This is a genomic window from Paenibacillus sp. NPDC058177 (assembly GCF_042883835.1).
GTDB lineage: Bacteria > Bacillota > Bacilli > Paenibacillales > Paenibacillaceae > Paenibacillus_AQ > Paenibacillus_AQ agri.
On sequence record NZ_JBHVVB010000001.1, the window covers coordinates 2033176 to 2049813 of the forward strand.

At 42.7% G+C, this 16638-nt stretch carries 15 protein-coding genes and 1 tRNA gene; 6 read left to right on the forward strand and 10 right to left on the reverse strand.

Going from position 1 to position 16638, the window contains the following annotated elements:
• Complete coding sequence (locus tag ACFVU8_RS09780; protein WP_387427112.1) at nucleotides 1-1227, forward strand: tyrosine-type recombinase/integrase; 1227 nt, start codon at nucleotides 1-3, stop codon at nucleotides 1225-1227.
• A gap of 289 nt (nucleotides 1228-1516) precedes the next feature.
• Here ACFVU8_RS09780 and ACFVU8_RS09785 read toward each other — a convergent pair whose 3' ends face one another.
• The gene (locus ACFVU8_RS09785; protein ID WP_387427113.1) at nucleotides 1517-2011 is read right to left on the reverse strand and encodes a GNAT family N-acetyltransferase; all 495 of its coding nucleotides are present in this window, start codon (nucleotides 2009-2011) and stop codon (nucleotides 1517-1519) included.
• Nucleotides 2012-2233: 222 nt separating this feature from the next.
• On the opposite strand from ACFVU8_RS09785, the gene ACFVU8_RS09790 reads away from it, so the two are divergent.
• The 5 genes from ACFVU8_RS09790 (at nucleotide 2234) to ACFVU8_RS09810 (ending at nucleotide 6527) form a co-directional block, all read left to right on the forward strand.
• Nucleotides 2234-3178 carry a phosphatidylinositol-specific phospholipase C/glycerophosphodiester phosphodiesterase family protein gene (locus ACFVU8_RS09790; RefSeq protein WP_387427114.1) on the forward strand — a complete coding sequence of 315 codons (945 nt, stop codon included), beginning with the start codon at nucleotides 2234-2236 and terminating at the stop codon, nucleotides 3176-3178.
• Entirely contained in the window at nucleotides 3178-3879 is a 702-nt protein-coding gene (locus ACFVU8_RS09795) for a response regulator transcription factor (protein ID WP_387427116.1), read from the forward strand. The genes ACFVU8_RS09790 and ACFVU8_RS09795 overlap by 1 nt, the downstream gene beginning before the upstream one ends.
• Complete coding sequence (locus ACFVU8_RS09800; RefSeq protein ID WP_387427117.1) at nucleotides 3854-5161, forward strand: sensor histidine kinase; 1308 nt, start codon at nucleotides 3854-3856, stop codon at nucleotides 5159-5161. Before ACFVU8_RS09795 ends, ACFVU8_RS09800 begins: the two co-directional genes overlap by 26 nt.
• A 161-nt stretch (nucleotides 5162-5322) precedes the next feature.
• Nucleotides 5323-5946, forward strand: a complete 624-nt coding sequence (locus ACFVU8_RS09805) for a class I SAM-dependent methyltransferase (RefSeq protein WP_387427118.1) — start codon at nucleotides 5323-5325, stop codon at nucleotides 5944-5946.
• Complete coding sequence (locus ACFVU8_RS09810) at nucleotides 5943-6527, forward strand: DedA family protein (RefSeq protein ID WP_387427119.1); 585 nt, start codon at nucleotides 5943-5945, stop codon at nucleotides 6525-6527. Before ACFVU8_RS09805 ends, ACFVU8_RS09810 begins: the two co-directional genes overlap by 4 nt.
• Before the next feature lie 51 nt (nucleotides 6528-6578).
• Here the strand turns inward: ACFVU8_RS09810 and ACFVU8_RS09815 are convergent, their stop codons facing one another.
• The 9 genes from ACFVU8_RS09815 to ACFVU8_RS09855 all read right to left on the reverse strand — a co-directional run.
• On the reverse strand, nucleotides 6579-7106 hold the full coding sequence (locus tag ACFVU8_RS09815; protein WP_387427121.1) for an NAD(P)H-dependent oxidoreductase: 528 nt from the start codon (nucleotides 7104-7106) through the stop codon (nucleotides 6579-6581).
• 194 nt (nucleotides 7107-7300) lie between these two features.
• On the reverse strand, nucleotides 7301-7654 hold the full coding sequence (locus tag ACFVU8_RS09820; protein WP_379468835.1) for a winged helix-turn-helix transcriptional regulator: 354 nt from the start codon (nucleotides 7652-7654) through the stop codon (nucleotides 7301-7303).
• A 229-nt stretch (nucleotides 7655-7883) separates the two neighbouring features.
• Nucleotides 7884-7967, reverse strand: a tRNA-Leu gene (locus ACFVU8_RS09825).
• Nucleotides 7968-8019: 52 nt separating this feature from the next.
• Nucleotides 8020-9366: an MATE family efflux transporter gene (locus ACFVU8_RS09830; protein ID WP_387427122.1), complete on the reverse strand. Its 1347-nt coding sequence runs from the start codon at nucleotides 9364-9366 to the stop codon at nucleotides 8020-8022.
• Nucleotides 9367-9564: 198 nt separating this feature from the next.
• The gene (locus ACFVU8_RS09835) at nucleotides 9565-10470 is read right to left on the reverse strand and encodes a cupredoxin domain-containing protein (RefSeq protein ID WP_387427123.1); all 906 of its coding nucleotides are present in this window, start codon (nucleotides 10468-10470) and stop codon (nucleotides 9565-9567) included.
• A 42-nt stretch (nucleotides 10471-10512) separates the two neighbouring features.
• The gene (locus ACFVU8_RS09840; protein WP_387427125.1) at nucleotides 10513-11457 is read right to left on the reverse strand and encodes a TIGR03943 family putative permease subunit; all 945 of its coding nucleotides are present in this window, start codon (nucleotides 11455-11457) and stop codon (nucleotides 10513-10515) included.
• Between the two features lie 15 nt (nucleotides 11458-11472).
• Nucleotides 11473-12522, reverse strand: a complete 1050-nt coding sequence (locus ACFVU8_RS09845; RefSeq protein WP_387427126.1) for a permease — start codon at nucleotides 12520-12522, stop codon at nucleotides 11473-11475.
• A 28-nt stretch (nucleotides 12523-12550) separates the two neighbouring features.
• Complete coding sequence (locus ACFVU8_RS09850; protein ID WP_387427128.1) at nucleotides 12551-13744, reverse strand: HupE/UreJ family protein; 1194 nt, start codon at nucleotides 13742-13744, stop codon at nucleotides 12551-12553.
• 77 nt (nucleotides 13745-13821) lie between these two features.
• On the reverse strand, nucleotides 13822-16638 hold a 2817-nt coding region (locus ACFVU8_RS09855), incomplete at its 5' end, for an Ig-like domain-containing protein (protein ID WP_387427130.1).

Here is a 16638-nt window from a genome sequence, read left to right on the forward strand (position 1 = left end):
ATGGCATCATATTCAAAACTACCATCAAAGAAGTACAAGCAAGGATATGTATGGAAATGCGTACTGGAGGGTCCTCCCCATCCTGTAACGGGTGAGCGGAAGCAGATCCCGAGGCGCGGTAAAACGAAGACAGAAGCGCTGGGGCGGTGCCAAGAGGAATATAACAAGCTAGCCCAGGGGATTGACACTAAGGTAGTTAAAGCGACAGCGTTTAAAGATGCTTCTAAAAAATTTCTTGTGACGTATTCGAAGTCAGGTTTTACAAAATCTACAGTTCGTAAAACCACTTCTTACATCAATATCATAAATAAGTTTATTGGTAATCATAATGTTGATAGACATACTAATGATACTTATCAAGAATTTATTAACAAACTAGATGAAATGAAAGATAAGCATGGTAAAAAGAGATATGCACGCGGGACATTAATCAATATCAATTCTGCCGCTAATATGGTTTTTGAGTGGTGCATCAAAATGAAGTTAAGAACGGATAATCCATGTTACAAAGTAACCATTCCAAAAAAGCCAAAAACAGTTGAAGAAATTAAAAGGGATGCTATCTTAGAAAAATATCTTGAACGAGATGAAATAGAAGAGTTTTTACAGAAGGCTAAAACTCATGGCATAGACAATGACTACAAGATATTCAAAACTATGTTATTTGGAGGTATGAGGCCAGGGGAAATGTGCGCCTTAGAGTGGCCTGATGTTAATAATGAAACATATATGTGCGATATACACAAAACAATTTATCACCCAACCAACAATCGATATGTGTGGGAGTTGACCCCACCAAAAAATGATACATCAGTTAGAATCTTTGATTTCGATGAAATTATCATTAGAATGTTAGAGGAATTAAAAGAAGAACAGAAGAAAATACATGAAAGGTATAAAGAGTATCACGATGATTTCCACGAAGGACAATTCATACTTTCAAATGCAGATGGACGGCCTTTTACAACTATCAAGTTGTTAAACCGCATGCATAGGATCGTCAAAATGACAAGCATAAAAAAAGATGCGACCCCTCACATTTGGCGACACACTCATATTAGTATGCTCACAGAGGCTGGAGTTCCTTTGCCGGTCATTATGCAAAGAGTTGGTCACAAAGACGCAAAAACTACTATGGAAATATACACCCACGTTACAAATCGTATGAAGGCCAATGTCAACCAGAGCATCAAAACACACTTTGGAAAGATACTAAAAGACGTATAATTTCAAGAAATGTGATCTTTCCGTGATCTTCTCGTAAAAATAAGAGCCAATAACCCTTATAAACACTGGTTTTATATAGGTTCTTGGCTCTTATATATATATTCAAATATAATATATCAACCAAAATGCAATAGGAATTAATGAAATATAAGGTCTCTTGTTTACTGGAAGAAAGTAGAATAAAAATAGCCCAATTATTATCGTTGGTAGCACTAGAATAAAATACTTCTTTTTATGCACCTTCATACCCTCCCTTTTTCGTGTCCCTTTACTTCAATAAGGATGTGCTTTAAAAGTAATCGGGGATACCAAATGATATGGAGTCGATATCATTTTCTTTTGAGTAATACATACAAACACTGTCTTTATATTTTTGACTATCATTAGGTAGTACAACAAAACCCAATTCTTTGTAAATTTCTATCTCAATATCACTATAAAGGAAAAAGTTGTTACACTTTTCTTCCTGTTCAAGTTTATTTATCGTTTCTTTGACCAATAAAGAAGCATATCCTTTTTTTCTTAAATTTAAAGGGGTAGCGATTGAACCTATCCCTCTTACAATTTGGTCTTCAGAAAGATTTAGTTCATATACGATGAGGGAGCTTAATAATTGCTTTGTATCTGTGGCTTCAAGAACGTACCACTTTCCCTTTTTATACTTATTGGAATTCTGACACATTGTTATATATTCTTCATATGGCAGATTATCTCCCCAAACATCATAGCCCATCTTATAAATTTCTATCATTTCCTCTTTTGCTGCTACCCTAATTTTTTTCAAAGTACCTCTCCTTTTGTTTTATGCGGTTACACTTTTTTCGACATTAAGCTTATCAAGACCTCTATTCCTTGCGCTTTCAGATAGCGAATATGCCCCCTTATCTAGCGCCTCTCCCATTCATGCTATAATAATCTTCATAATTTCATTCGTTTTTTCTCCACCTGTCCTTCATATCAGCCCTGTAAGATGACTTACATCGGCATATGAAAAGGAGAATTACAGATGGATAAGAAAATAATGAGTGTAATATTGATAGCGTTTTGTTTAATTTGGTTAGGATGGGGAATCGTTTGGTCTGGATCGAACGGGCAGACTACTTCGCAAAATATAAATGGTTGGGAAAATAACCGATTAATCGCTCATGCTTTGGGCGGAATACAAGGATCGAGTTATACGAACTCCTATGATGCATTTATAACGAACTACAATAAAGGATACCGCCTGTTCGAAACAGATCTTTTGCTAACAACAGACGGTGAGCTTGCCGCTAGACATGACTGGTCCAAAAGACTACAGCCAGATCTGTCTGGTCAGACTGGTCATTCATTAACTAGTTCGCAATTTGAGAGTTCTCTTATAGATGGAAAATTCCAACCCCTTTTATTTAAAGATATCCTTCATTTAATGGAGAAATACCCTGATTTTTATCTGATTACAGATACGAAGGAAACGAACAAACAGAAGATTGAGCAGCAATTTTCTCTTTTAGTGGAACAAGCCAGGAAGATGGATGCATCTCTCCTGTATCGAATTATTCCTGAAATCTATAGTCCGGAAATGTACGATACCGTCATGAACATCTATCCTTTTCCCAATAAAATCTATTCCCTGTATCAATCCGGAGCTTCGGCCGCAAGTATTGTGGATTTTGTAAAGAAAAAACATATTTCCGTGGTGGCCATGCCCACCTACCGTGTGCTCATAAATCCTAATCTGGTCTATGCATTAAACCAACTAAATGTACAAAGCTACGTCCATACCGTTAATAGTCCGGGCGCTATGAAATTAATGTCTCAACTAGGCGTACACGGGTATTACACAGATTTAGAAACACCCCCTAACACGCTGAAGGATACATTTTCCAAGCCTGCTAAGCTGGTTTTCGGGAAATACATCCAGGAAGTACTGGGAAGTATAAGTAGTATAATAATGAAGGTGGCAACATAATGGCGATTAATAATATTCTTATTGTGGATGATGAATTGGAAATCAGAGAAGCGCTGGTCATTTATTTGAAAAGCGATAGTGTGGATGTTTTTACAGCGTCCAATGGGTTAGAAGCCCTTGAAATATTAGAAAAAGAAACCATTCATCTCATTATCATGGATGTCATGATGCCACAAATGGATGGAATTAAAGCAACATTCAAAATTCGTGAAAATAAAAATATACCAATTATTCTACTCTCCGCCAAATCAGAAGCGAACGACAAAATCATAGGGCTTAATGTAGGCGCCGATGATTACATTACAAAACCATTCGATCCGATGGAGCTGGTCGCAAGGGTCCGGTCTCAGCTCAGAAGGTTTACCAATTTGGGATCTTTTCAAATGAGTGCGGGCGAGGAAATTATCCAGGTACGTGGTCTTGCCCTGAACAAAACTTCAAAAACCGTTGAAGTAGACGGCGAAGACGTCCGGCTCACCCCTAAGGAATATAAAATTCTGGAGCTGCTGATGGAGAACAAAGGAAAGGTCTTTTCCATTGAAGAAATTTACGAGAGCGTATGGAATGAGCCTATTTATGCATCTGATAATACAGTCGCTGTACACGTAAGGAACATTCGCGAGAAAATTGAGATTAATCCCAAGGATCCGAAATATTTAAAGGTGGTGTGGGGAATTGGGTACAAAATCGAGAAAAAATAACTGGATTAGCGCCTTATCTCTTGATCTTCGCGTCATATTAAGTACGGCAATTTTATGGATAGCGCTTCAACTAATTAGGTTCTACCTCGGGTGGTTCTACTGGGACTCTCTTTCTTATAGGCTGTTCAGCTATTCTTCAGCTACTATTCTTGTCCTGATTCTTGTAGGCAAAGGCTACTTCTTCTTTGTTAAAAGTGCTCCGAAACAGGTCAGTGTGGTATCCATTTACTTGGACCTTCTTAGGAAGTATGTTCAAGTCTGGAAAGGCATTTCCGTAGACAGCCGAATTACACTGAAATTATTAGTTTTATTCCTGTTAACAGCTATTGCAGGCGTTTCAGTTTGGCGAATTATTAGCTATCCCCCATATTATGAACTGTATGTGTGGATACCCTATATCGTTTTGTATATTCTGATTGTCATTCCGTATAGTTTACACAAGCTTACTCAGTTGATGCAGATTGTTAACGGCACGAAAGAAATTGCCCAAGGCAATATTCAATCTACAATTCCGGTTCAAGGAGAAGGCGTATTTCCCAGACTGGCAGGATACATTAACAACATGAAGGTCGGATATCAAAATGCATTGGAGGATCAAATAAAAAGCGAGCGTTTAAAAACGGAGCTGATTACAAATGTCTCTCATGACTTGAAAACCCCATTAACTTCTATTATCAACTACATTGATTTGTTAAAAAAAGAACAACTTGAGTCGGATCGAGCCAATTCCTACGTTGATATTCTGGACCGCAAAGCTCTCCGGCTCAAGCTATTAATTGAAGACCTGTTTGAAGTGTCTAAAATGACCAGTGGCACGGTTGAACTGGATATTCAAACAATCGATGTAGCCACATTATTAACACAGGCGATTGCTGAATTCAGCAGCAACTTGGGAACCTCGCTTGAAGTTAGAGAAAAAATAGCCCAACCTCATATCTATGCCGACTTGGACGGAAATAAAATCTGGCGGGTATTTGAAAACCTGATTGGTAACGCCAAAAAATACTCTCTTCCAGGCACACGAATTTACATTTATCTTGAAGAATCTGAACATCGGGTTCTGCTTAAAATCCAAAACACATCTTCTTATGAAATTGACTTTCCCGCTGACGAATTATTTGAACGCTTCAAAAGAGCAGATGAGTCACGTCAAACCGAAGGCTCCGGGCTTGGTCTGGCTATTGTGAGAAGCATTGTTGACCTGCACGGCGGTGACATCAAAATCGAAATCCATGGGGATCAGTTCAACGTTCTTCTAGAACTGCCCAAAACGAGATTATAATATCAAAGCACTAGGCCCCTTCACTTCCATCAGAAGTTGAAGGGGCTTTTTTCGTTCCTTAATATCAAAAAAATCTTCAAAGAAACTTTAGATTTCCCCTTATTTGATCTTTATTTTTATTGCTTATGATGGAGGCACCAACGAGAAAGAAGGATAACACTATGCACAGAAACCTCCATGACGCCTTACTATTTTTTTATAAATTCCTTCGGATGCCCATGCAGATCGGTAGTATTACACCAAGCTCAGCTTCTCTGGCCAAAAAAATGGTAGAGTACGTCCCCTGGCAACAAGTAACGGCAATTGCTGAGCTTGGGGCTGGCAGCGGCGCAATTACGCAATACATATCGTCTGCTAAGTCAAAACACACGCAAGTTCTTCTATTTGAGAAAGATGCTGAATTGCGGCAGAAACTGACTGAGAGATACCCGGGATTTCCCAGCTATCCCGATGCCAGCCGTCTGGACACTGCCCTACGCCAACAAGGGCTTGAAGACGAGAAATTGGATTGCATATTAAGTGGCCTGCCCTTTTTTAATTTCCCGCAACAGCTACGCGATATTCTAATGGAGCAGATTAGTACGGCTCTGAAGCCCGGTGGACTATTCATTGCTTTTCAATACTCCCAGCAAATGAGAAAACAGCTACACCAGCAGTTTGAGATAGAGCATGTACATTTCGTGCCTCTTAATATGCCCCCTGCCTTCGTCTACGTCTGTCGGAAGAAACCGCCTCTTCTTCCTTCAGACTCACATCCTTTAGCAGAAGGAGCTGCCTGTAAATGAGCTATGACACGCTTATATCGCTTATTGGGCAGTTTGGCTATGCCGCTTTATTCCTTGCCCTTTGGTTCGGGATCATCGGTCTCCCCATCCCCGACGAAGTTATTGTCATGACTGGAGGCAGCGTTACCTCGAACGGCGTACTTCATATGGTTCCTGCCTTCATTGTTACCTATTTGGGAGTCATCTCGGGGTTATCGCTTGGTTATGTGCTTGGCCGCCTGCTGGGGGCCACTGTACTGGATAAACTTCGCCGTAAAAAGAAGATGGATAAATACCTTGTATTCTCAGAAAAATTGATACTGAAATATGGAAGCTTCTCACTGTGCATCGGTTACTTTTTCCCGGTCATCCGGCATGTCCTGCCCTATCTTATGGGACTCAATAAAATGTCGTTCCGTCGCTACGCCTTACTGTCTTACACAACCGGACTTGTATGGACGACGATTTTTTTCATACTGGGGCGGAGTGTAGGTAGCCATGTCGAAGAAATCGGACATTTGCTTTACCGTGACGGAATCTGGGTACTCTCAGCGCTATTTGTTGCTCTAGTCCTGTATCACATCATCCGTGATCGCATATAGAAAAAGTTCATAAGCTGCTGCAAGAGCAAACTTATGAACTTCTTATTTTACTTACAAAGAATTAATAAAATGAATATACTCTTGAGCGCTTAACTCAACTTCTTGATCTAATGGACTATGTTCCGCTCCATAAAATGCGTAAAACGGTCGATAGTCAGCATGTGTATAGAGAATAGTAACTTCAAAAGGACGTAATACTTCACTTAAGGTGTAATTGTATCTGCCTGTAGACGAATAATCTTCCGATTTAATGCCAGCAGAGACCGCCAAACTTATTTTCTTATCCTTAAGCTTATCTCCACCTTTGCCATAAGCCCATCCATCTGCAAGTACTTCATCCAGCCATTTCTTTAGAAAAGGCGGGCAATTAAACCAATAAACTGGGAATTGTAAAATCAAATTATCATGAGCTTCGATCAGCTCTTGTTCCCTCTGAATATCAATTTTCTCATCCGGATATTCTTTGTAAATCTCATGTATAGTAATCTCTTCAGGATGCTTTCTCAACTCTTCCAACCATCTTTTATTAATAATTGAACTTTCTATACTTGGATGCGCTATAACTACTAATGTTTTCATAAAACCCACCACTCTTTTCTTGTGAATATTATTTTCGGCTCGAGAACGAGTATATATCATGGGAATTATTAAAGTAAGTATGCACTTTTAGGTAAGTAGTGAACCTTTTAGAGAGTGTTATAGACAAAAAAGGTATATAAAAAGGCGACCCGCTCGCGGATCGCCAAATTTAATGAATACAATATATTGTTAGCTCATTTAGCCAAAAGAGCTGGACGGTTACTCTCTCCCCATTCACATATTTTATCAAGGACAGGAATAAGCGAGCGCCCGCGTTCCGACAAAGAATACTCCACCTTCGGAGGAATTTGCGGGTACTCCTCACGGATAATGATGCCTTCGGCCTCAAGCTCTTTTAGCGTAATCCCCAATGTTTTGAATGAAATGGTTCCAATACGTCTTTTTAGCTCATTATGTCGCATAACTTTATGTTCAGCTAACCAATAAATAATAATCATTTTATATTTGCCACCTATCAGTGATAAGGTGTATCCAAAACCGGTATCTTTTAGATCCAGGTCAGTCGTAACGCAATTTTCAGTGTTCACAAGTACGCTCTCCTTTTTGTATATATGAAGTAAATGCGTATAATTTACATGTTGTTTAATTCTACAATCAAGTATAAAAGAAGTAAAGAAATAACGCATGTAATAATTGTAAAACAATCCAACAAAAAAAGAACAAACACAAATAATAGCCTGAATACTTTTACCAAATAAAAAAGCTTGTAAACTCCCCTAATGGTCAGTTTACAAGCTCATTTCATTCAAACTATAATGCGGTCGAGAGGACTCGAACCTCCACAGTATTGCTACCACACGGACCTGAACCGTGCGCGTCTGCCAATTCCGCCACGACCGCAAATTATGTACCGACGATCATTACCGCCTGTACATAAGACTATACGCCTTTTTCAGATAGAATGCAAGGATTTTTTTATTTTTTTATTAAACGGAATAAATAACAGCAGTCCCATCACACAGGTGATCACTTCGGTAACTGTCATGGACCAGATAACGCCGTGCAGTCCGAATATGGAATGTAACAGGACGATGACCGGTATATACAAAACACCTTGTGTGATGGACATAATCATCGTTGGCAGTCCTTGACCTGTGGCTTGAAATACACTAGTGAACAATCCTGTAAAACCATTAAACAATGCGGATATGAGCATCGCTACTACGATGTAGGTCCCTATTTTCAGCACCTCTGGATCGTTGGAGAAGAACTGGATAACAGGCTCTCTGAACAGATACACCAGACCCACGAATAGTATCGCGATCCCGCCAATATAAAGTGCTGCATAGGTAAAGCCTGCTTTGAATCTGCTAATATTTTTACTGGAATAATTATAAGCGAAGAATGGAATCAGGCCTAAGAACAATCCCATGGCGAGAAATTCCGGCACCTGAGCGATCCGTAGCGCCAGACCGAAACCGGCAACAACGCTGTCTCCATACAGTATGGAATAGTTATTCAGCAAAAGTGTGCTCACAATGAGAAAACCAGCTTGCAATAGCTCCGATACCCCGATCTTGTAGATTTCCAACTGATCCTTAATGGAAATTTTAAATGACTTCAGGAACCCTCGCAGATATTCACTCTTCTTTTCCAAGTAATAGATGTAATAGATCACGGACCCTGCATTGGCCAGAACCATTGCCAGCGCCGCTCCAGCTACATGCCATTTCAACACCAGAATAAATAACGGGTCAAAAATCAGGCTCAGCGCCGTACTAATAAATATGCCGTACATCGACTCCTTGGAGGCCCCTTCCGACCGCACTAGCTGCTCCAATGCAAAATTAAGAACAACGACGAATCCTCCGGCAAACAGAGTCAAGACATAGGTTTTAGTATACGCCAATGTGGCAGCATCCGCACCAAGTAATTGGACGATGGGATTCACCAGCAGAAAAGCAAGGAGAGCAATCAGGAGGCCTGCAATAATACTGCTATAGAAAGTATAGCCAGCAATTCGCTTCCCTTTTTCCGTCTCCCTCTCCCCCGCCAAACGTGTGACAAAGGTTCCTCCACCTACGCCAAATACATTTCCAATGGCCATCAGCACGGTGAAAATCGGCAGGCCCAGGGTGATGGCTGACAGCATGCTTGTATTGTGCAGCAGGCCGATAAAATAAGCATTAATCACATTGTAAATCATACCAACAGACATCCCGATCATCATGGGAATAGACAAATGTGTGATCGCTTTTCGGACAGGTGCAGCTTCCAGGTAATATTGATTTTTCTCCATTTCGTTCGCTTCTTTCTTCGTAAGATCTTCAACTGTTAGAATTCTATCTATATCCATAATATAATTATTAGAATTTGAATTGTCAATGATCTATCTATAAATGATTTTGGGCAAACAAAATACTTCTGAGCAAATAAAAAGCCCGCAAACACCTCTATCGCGTGTCTACGGACGTTCTCCATGCCTTGCTTAATCAGACTATGGATTGTTTATGCTATTGGTTTTCTCTGCTGCTTTGACAATGAAGGTCCCTTTATAATTCTTGGCCGGGATCTCAATCTCATAAGTACCAGGCTGAGGATTACTGAGCACAAAGATATTCTGCCCCTCTTTTAGATCAGTGTTAAAATTCAAGTCCTTGGATACGAGAGTTAACCCGGTTCCTACAGACCCTTTGACATTTACTATGGCCTTGATCATTTTGGCGGCGATGAATTCAGTAGTCTTAGGAGTAATCCCCGCTTCTGATACCTCTATAGTAGCCACCTGCATATCGTTGTCCTCATCAAATACTGCGGTCTGAGATATGGGCTGACCAATGGAACCTACAGCAATTCGGTCATATTGCAATAACAGGCCTCCCACAACAATGATCGTTGCTGCTGTTAGCAGAATAGTGCTTGTATAGGTAGCCTTACCTGCTGTTTTCTTGACTGTGTTTGCTTTCTTCGCTTTCGGACGCGGCTTGCTGATCCATACATCGCCTATTTTTTGCACGAGGAAGGAGCACAGAATGAACAGAACGACCCCAGACAAAACAATTCGTCCTGAAGTAAAGAACAAACTTCCTAGTACCGTCCCCAATGTACCGCCAATCACACCGGAGAGGATACTATTAATCACAGATTGCCGACCGAATGGAAACCCTAGAGCCGCTCCTGCAGCAGCAGCCAACAATGCGCAGACCAGCATGGACAGCCCCAGTTCTAAATCAAAGGTTTGGGCCCCAATAATCCCGGCTGCAAGTCCTGCAAGAAGAGCAAACAGTGAAGCTAGCAGCATGCCGCTCTTCCCAGTCAGCCCGCTCTTTCTTTGCACCAAAAAATAAATATGGTAAATCGTAATCAGCAGAATCAATACAAGACCGCCTGTATTCAGCAGCATAACACATTCACTCCATCTTTAATCTATTCTTGCACTGTAGATTCACAGCTTAGAAGCAAAATCCCAGTCTGGATAAATATAAGGAATTTCTGGTCCAGTTGAAGGGTTAATATCCGTGACCATGATTTTAATTTCAGTCTGGCCATGATGGGTTGTCTTATCAATGGTGCCCGTGAGCTCCACCCATGTGTCATTGGCAAAACTGCTCGCGTCCGCACTCTCGGCAACAATCCCGTAAGGAGTAATATCCGCAATACAATGCGTCATAGCCATTCTATTGATAATAAACTGGTTCCCTTGTAATTCATCTTCCCGAGAGATAAAGCCTTTGATCTTAATCGTCTTGCCTTCAAAGTTACCTGCAAAGGAATTCAGCGCTTGCAGCCTCTCGATAAACCACTGATCCTTCATCTCAATGATATCTTGTTGATACAAGAGCATCCCTAGCTTGGCATAATCCCGGTTGTACTTGTCCGATATAAACCGTTCTTTTAGTTCCGGAGATTCCGTTCCGACAAGCCCAGCTAGATCCTCAGGGATACTATTGCTGCTGGCTGCTGTTCCTCCTAGTTGAAAACCTCCCTTAGTAAGGGAGCCAGCAAAAGCCTGACTAGGCAGAAATGCGCCCAGCATTAGCGGCAAAATGAATAAGCCATACATAATCACATTTTTCAAAACTGATTTGGAAGGCTCATGGCTGTGCCCATGATCATGACTATGATCGTGATAGTGATAGTGACCATGGTCATGACCATGATCGCAACTACAAGCAACCATAGGCTGAGTACGAGAGCGGATTAGAACGTAAAGCTGAAACAGGGTGAACAGGAATAGACCGGCAGCCGCGAGCTCCGTGTATTTTACCAGATGTGGTGCGATATACAGCAGAATTTCACCCGTGAGAGCCAGAGAAAACATGTAACCGGTGAATCCCATAAGGATCAGCAGTTTTAATGAATCATGTACCAACATGCGTGTTTTTCCCATTTCGGATTCCCCTTCCTATTGCAGCAGCAGCTTCTCAAGCAGCCAAGTGCCTGCATAGACGAATATAATCACCATTACGCTATACACGACGACAAACCGGGATTTGAACACAGCTGTCATCATCAGTACACCCTTCAAATTAAACATTGGACCCAGCACCATAAATGCAACGAGCGCTCCCCCGGAGAAGCTAGTCGTGAACGATTGCGCCACAAATGCATCCGATGTCGAACAGAGCGACAGCACGAAGCCCAGCCCCATCATTAACAGATTCGCACTTCCCTGTCCATGACCTAATGCCGCCAGGCTTTCCTTGGGAACGAAGGTCTGCAGCAGACTAACCAATAATGCGCCGAACATCAAATATTTGCCCATATCAAAAAACTCGCTGATCGAGTGGTGCATCACTTCCATCATTCGTGTTCTGAAGGAAGGACGTGCAGCTGAAGTCTTACCCTCCGCATGAACATGATGAACATGACCTCCGTGTGAGGAAGAACTACTGTGCCTCAGCTGATCCGGGTGTACGAAACGATAGACAATCAGTCCCAAGACAAGGGCCACCAGGAAAGCTAGTCCCATACGGGAAAAGACAAGTTCCGGCCGGTTGCGAAATGCCGTGAAGGTTGACCAGAAAACGATCGGATTCAAAATAGGTCCTACCGCAATAAAAGTGGTCGCGACATATAAGGGCATCCCTTTTTGAATTAAACGACGAACCGCAGGAACCATCCCGCATTCGCAAATGGGAAAAATAATACCGATCACGCTGGCTGTGATAATTCCTAGCACTGGATTGCGGGGAATCATTCGCTTAATGGTCCCCTCTGATACAAAAACCTCCAGCAACGCTGAAATAATCACCCCGATGAGAATAAATGGCATCGCTTCGATAATAATGCTGACAAACATCATTTTAAATAACTGTAGCTTGGCATTTTGCAGCAGCGCTCCAGGTTCTTGAGTAGAAAAGAAGTATAGGATGAGCATCGTCACCAATGAGAGTCCCAGCACGATGTAACTATTCCACTTGGATGACTTATTTCGCATTACCGTCTCTTGCACTTTAGCTTCACCTTTTTTCGTTCATTAATTAGAAGAACAAGCGTTGAACCAGCCAAATACCACCAAGCGCAAAGGCCAGTGTTGAGCATCCCAGTACCGCTCGTCTCGAATATTTCCAACGATGCAGTAGTGCCAGAAGCGGCAAAAGGATAGCGACCAAAATAAGTTGAACGGTCTCAATGCCAAGGTTGAAGCTAACTAGATCAACGGCAAGCTCACTTTTTACAAGGTCCATTTCTTTAAGAATATCAGCAAAGCCCATCCCGTGAATGAGTCCAAACAGGAAGGTCAAAACCCAGCGGTAGCTTACACGCTCACGGACCATGTTATCAACAGCAACAAAACAAATGCTAAGCGCGATCGCCGGCTCCACAATAATAGAAGGAACATTGATGATACCAAGCACGGTCAAGGTTAAAGTAATACTGTGTGCAACGGTGAAGGCAGTGATCATCGCTGCATACTGCTTGAAGGTTTGTCTGGCGATCAGTAGCGAGAACAGGAACAATAGATGATCATAACCAGACAAGATGTGGTTCATACCCAGTTTGAAAAACGATACCCAACCAGAAACTGACTGCCCAGCATCTTCGTCGGTCGTCTGTGTCGCCGAGGATGAATTGTCGGCAGCACTAGACTGTACCTGTTCGCCGTCCTGCTGCAAGCTTGCATATTCTGTGTCCGTGAGCTGCATTGCCCAGACCCTGCTGCTGCCGGATAATGCTGCGGTGCTCTTTTGTTGACCATAATTGATCGTGATCAGATCCACATAGTTCTCAGTAGCCTTATTATTCATGTACAATCGATCCGTCAAAGATATGGACTGGGCCGGCGACACCGGTGGAAATTTTAATTTGATGATGGCTTTAGTGGCATCCCCTTTACGATCCATAACCACACTTTCCACTTGTGTCCAAGCCTGTGGCTCGTTATTTATTTTCAAAGTAATATCCTGCTCAAGTAACTTGAGGAATTGATCTTTGACTGCTTCGAATTCCTGTTCATCCAGCATTCCATTTCCATCTGTATCGCCACCAGCCAGTTCGATCACGGACAGTTCATCAATTGAATAAGTCATTTCAGTGTAGGACTTGGTCAGATTAAGCGTTGTGTAGCTGGCACTATACGCATGTGCATCGGCTTGCTGATTAAACGGAAGTATTAGCAGTAATATTAATGCAAAACAGATGAATAATTGACGTACGCTTTGAAGCCTGGGCATGATTTTCCTCCTCTTAAATAAACAGGATGCCTTTCAAAAGAAGGGCATCCTGCTTTCCATCCTGTGCCTTTATGATATTAGTTGTTCAACAGATTATAGATGACCTGCGCTGCTTCGGCACGGGTTGTGATTCCTTTCGGATCAAACTTGCCTGCCTCGCGTCCTTGAATCAGCTTATTTGCTGAAGCCGCATGAACAAATGGCACGGCCCAAGCAGAGATTTTAGCTTCGTCGGTAAATAAAGTAGGATTATTAACGGTTACTTGACCATGAACCACTTCATATCCCCGCATCAACATGGTGACCATTTCCTCACGGGTAATTTGCGCATTGGCATCGAAAAGGGTCTGGGTCTTGCCTTGGACAATGCCCGCTTTGACAGCGATAGCTACGGCCTCGGCATACCAATTACCGTCCTTCACATCTGTAAATGCCAAGGTTCCTTTGTCCGTAAGATGGAGCGCCCGGATAAGCATCGCAGTGAATTCGGCACGGGTAACCTTACGTTCCGGCTCGAATGTGCTGTCGCTGGTTCCGTTCACCAGTTGTTTAGCTGTAAGCTCTTTAATCACATCTGCCGCCCAATGTCCTGCCGGAACATCCACGAATGACTTCGTATATTCCAGAACGGCATATTTACTAAAGTGAGTAAGCTTGGCTGTCATATACCCATTGGCATAAGTGCCTCCCACATACTCAATGGATCCGCCATCAGAAATATAGAAGATTCCTGCCAGCTTAGGATTCGTATCTGCCGCAACCTTCAGCTGGATCGTAATTGGCTCATCGAATTTCGACAGATTAATCGCCTGGCCGCTTGCTGTCTGAATCGAAAGCGTCAGCTCATAGATATCGCTGCTCAGTTTCAGGCCTGCATGGGCTGTTTGACTGCTGCCGTTGATTATGCTGACTGCTGTTTGATTACTCAACGGCGACAGCTTCAACGTAACCGTACTGTTCTGCTGCTCTTCTGTCGACAGCTTGCTGAACAGCTGCTTAAGTAGCTCAGACGGAACGGTTAACGTAATTGCGTCAGATTTGATTTGCAACGCATTTTGCTTAATCAGATCTGCTGTATTTCCAGGAAGACTTATTTCCGTCGTTTTCGCTGGAACTTCGACGGTCGTAACCCCGTTTGCACTATTGTTTAGGTCAGCGGAGGATACTTTGTAGCTGGAGCTAGCGCCAGAACCATTGTCAACAACATTACCAGGAGTGGTGTTGCCGCTTGATCCATTCGAGCCGCTGCCATTGCTTCCTGTACCTGGGTTGCTGCCGCTGTTGTTGCCGTTATTACCTTCATCTCCGCCGGAGGTGTCCGGTTTAGTTACAGTCACTTCGCTCGTTGCTTGGAATTTACCATCTTCAGTCGTTACTGTAATGGTGGCTGTTCCTTCCGCAATCGCAGTAACTTTACCACTGGCATCCACGGTTGATACTTCATCATTGCTTGTGCTCCACGTTACGGCTTTATTACTTGCCGTATCAGGAGTTACGGTCGCCTTAAGCTCATCGCTTTCGCCGACTTTCAAGTTCAACGTTGTTTTATCCAGGGTCACACCCGTTACCGGAGTATTTTCTCCGCTGGAATCCTTCGGTGATACAGTCACTTTGCTCGTTGCTTCGAATTTACCATCTTCAGTTGTTATTTTGATGGTTGCTGTTCCTTCCGCAATCGCAGTAACTTTACCACTGGCATCCACTGTGGCTACTTCAGCGTTACTTGTGCTCCATGTTACGGCTTTATTACTTGCCGTATCAGGAGTTACGGTCGCCTTAAACTCGTCGCTTTCGCCAACCTTCAGGCTCAACGTTGTTTTATCCAGGGTCACTCCCGTTACTGGAGTATCTTCTCCACTGGAATCCTTCGGTGTTACCGTTACTTCGCTCGTTGCTTGGAATTTACCATCTTCAGTTGTTACTTTGATGGTGGCTGTTCCTTCCGCAATCGCAGTAACTTTACCACTGGCATCCACTGTTGCTACTTCAGCGTTACTTGTGCTCCATGTTACGGCTTTATTACTTGCCGTATCAGGAGTTACGGTCGCCTTAAGCTCATCACTTTCGCCGACTTTCAGATTCAGCGTTGCTTTATCCAACGTCACACCCGTTATCGGAGTATTTTCTCCACTGGAATCCTTCGGTGTTACCGTTACTTCGCTTGTTGCTTCGAATTTACCATCTTCAGTTATTACTTTGATGGTTGCTGTTCCTTCAGCAATAGCAGTAACTTTACCGTTGGCATCCACAATTGCTACGTCAGCGTTGCTTGTGCTCCACGTTACAGCTTTATTGCTTGCCGTATCAGGAGTTACAGTCGCCTTAAGCTCATCACTTTCGCCGACTTTCAAGTTCAGCGTTGCTTTATCCAGCGTCACACCCGTTACCGGAGTATTTTCTCCACTGGAATCCTTCGGTGTTACCGTTACTTCGCTCGTTGCTTCGAATTTACCATCTTCAGTTGTTACTTTGATGATTGCTGTTCCTTCTGCAATAGCAGTAACTTTACCGCTGGCATTCACAGTTGCTACGTCAGCGTTGCTTGTGCTCCACGTTACGGCTTTATTGCTTGCCGTATCAGGAGTTACCGTAGCTTTAAGCTCGTCGCTTTCGCCAACCTTCAGGTTCAGCGTTGCTTTATCCAGCGTCACACCCGTTACCGGAGTATTTTCTCCGCTGGAATCCTTCGGTGTTACCGTTACTTCGGACGTTGCTTCGAATTTACCATCTTCAGTTGTTACTTTGATGGTTGCTGTTCCTTCTGCAATAGCAGTAACTTTACCGTTGGCATCCACAATTGCTACGTCAGCGTTGCTTGTGCTCCACGTTACGGCTTTATTGCTTGCCGTATCAGGAGTTACCGTAGCTTTAAGCTCGTCGCTTTCGCCAACCTT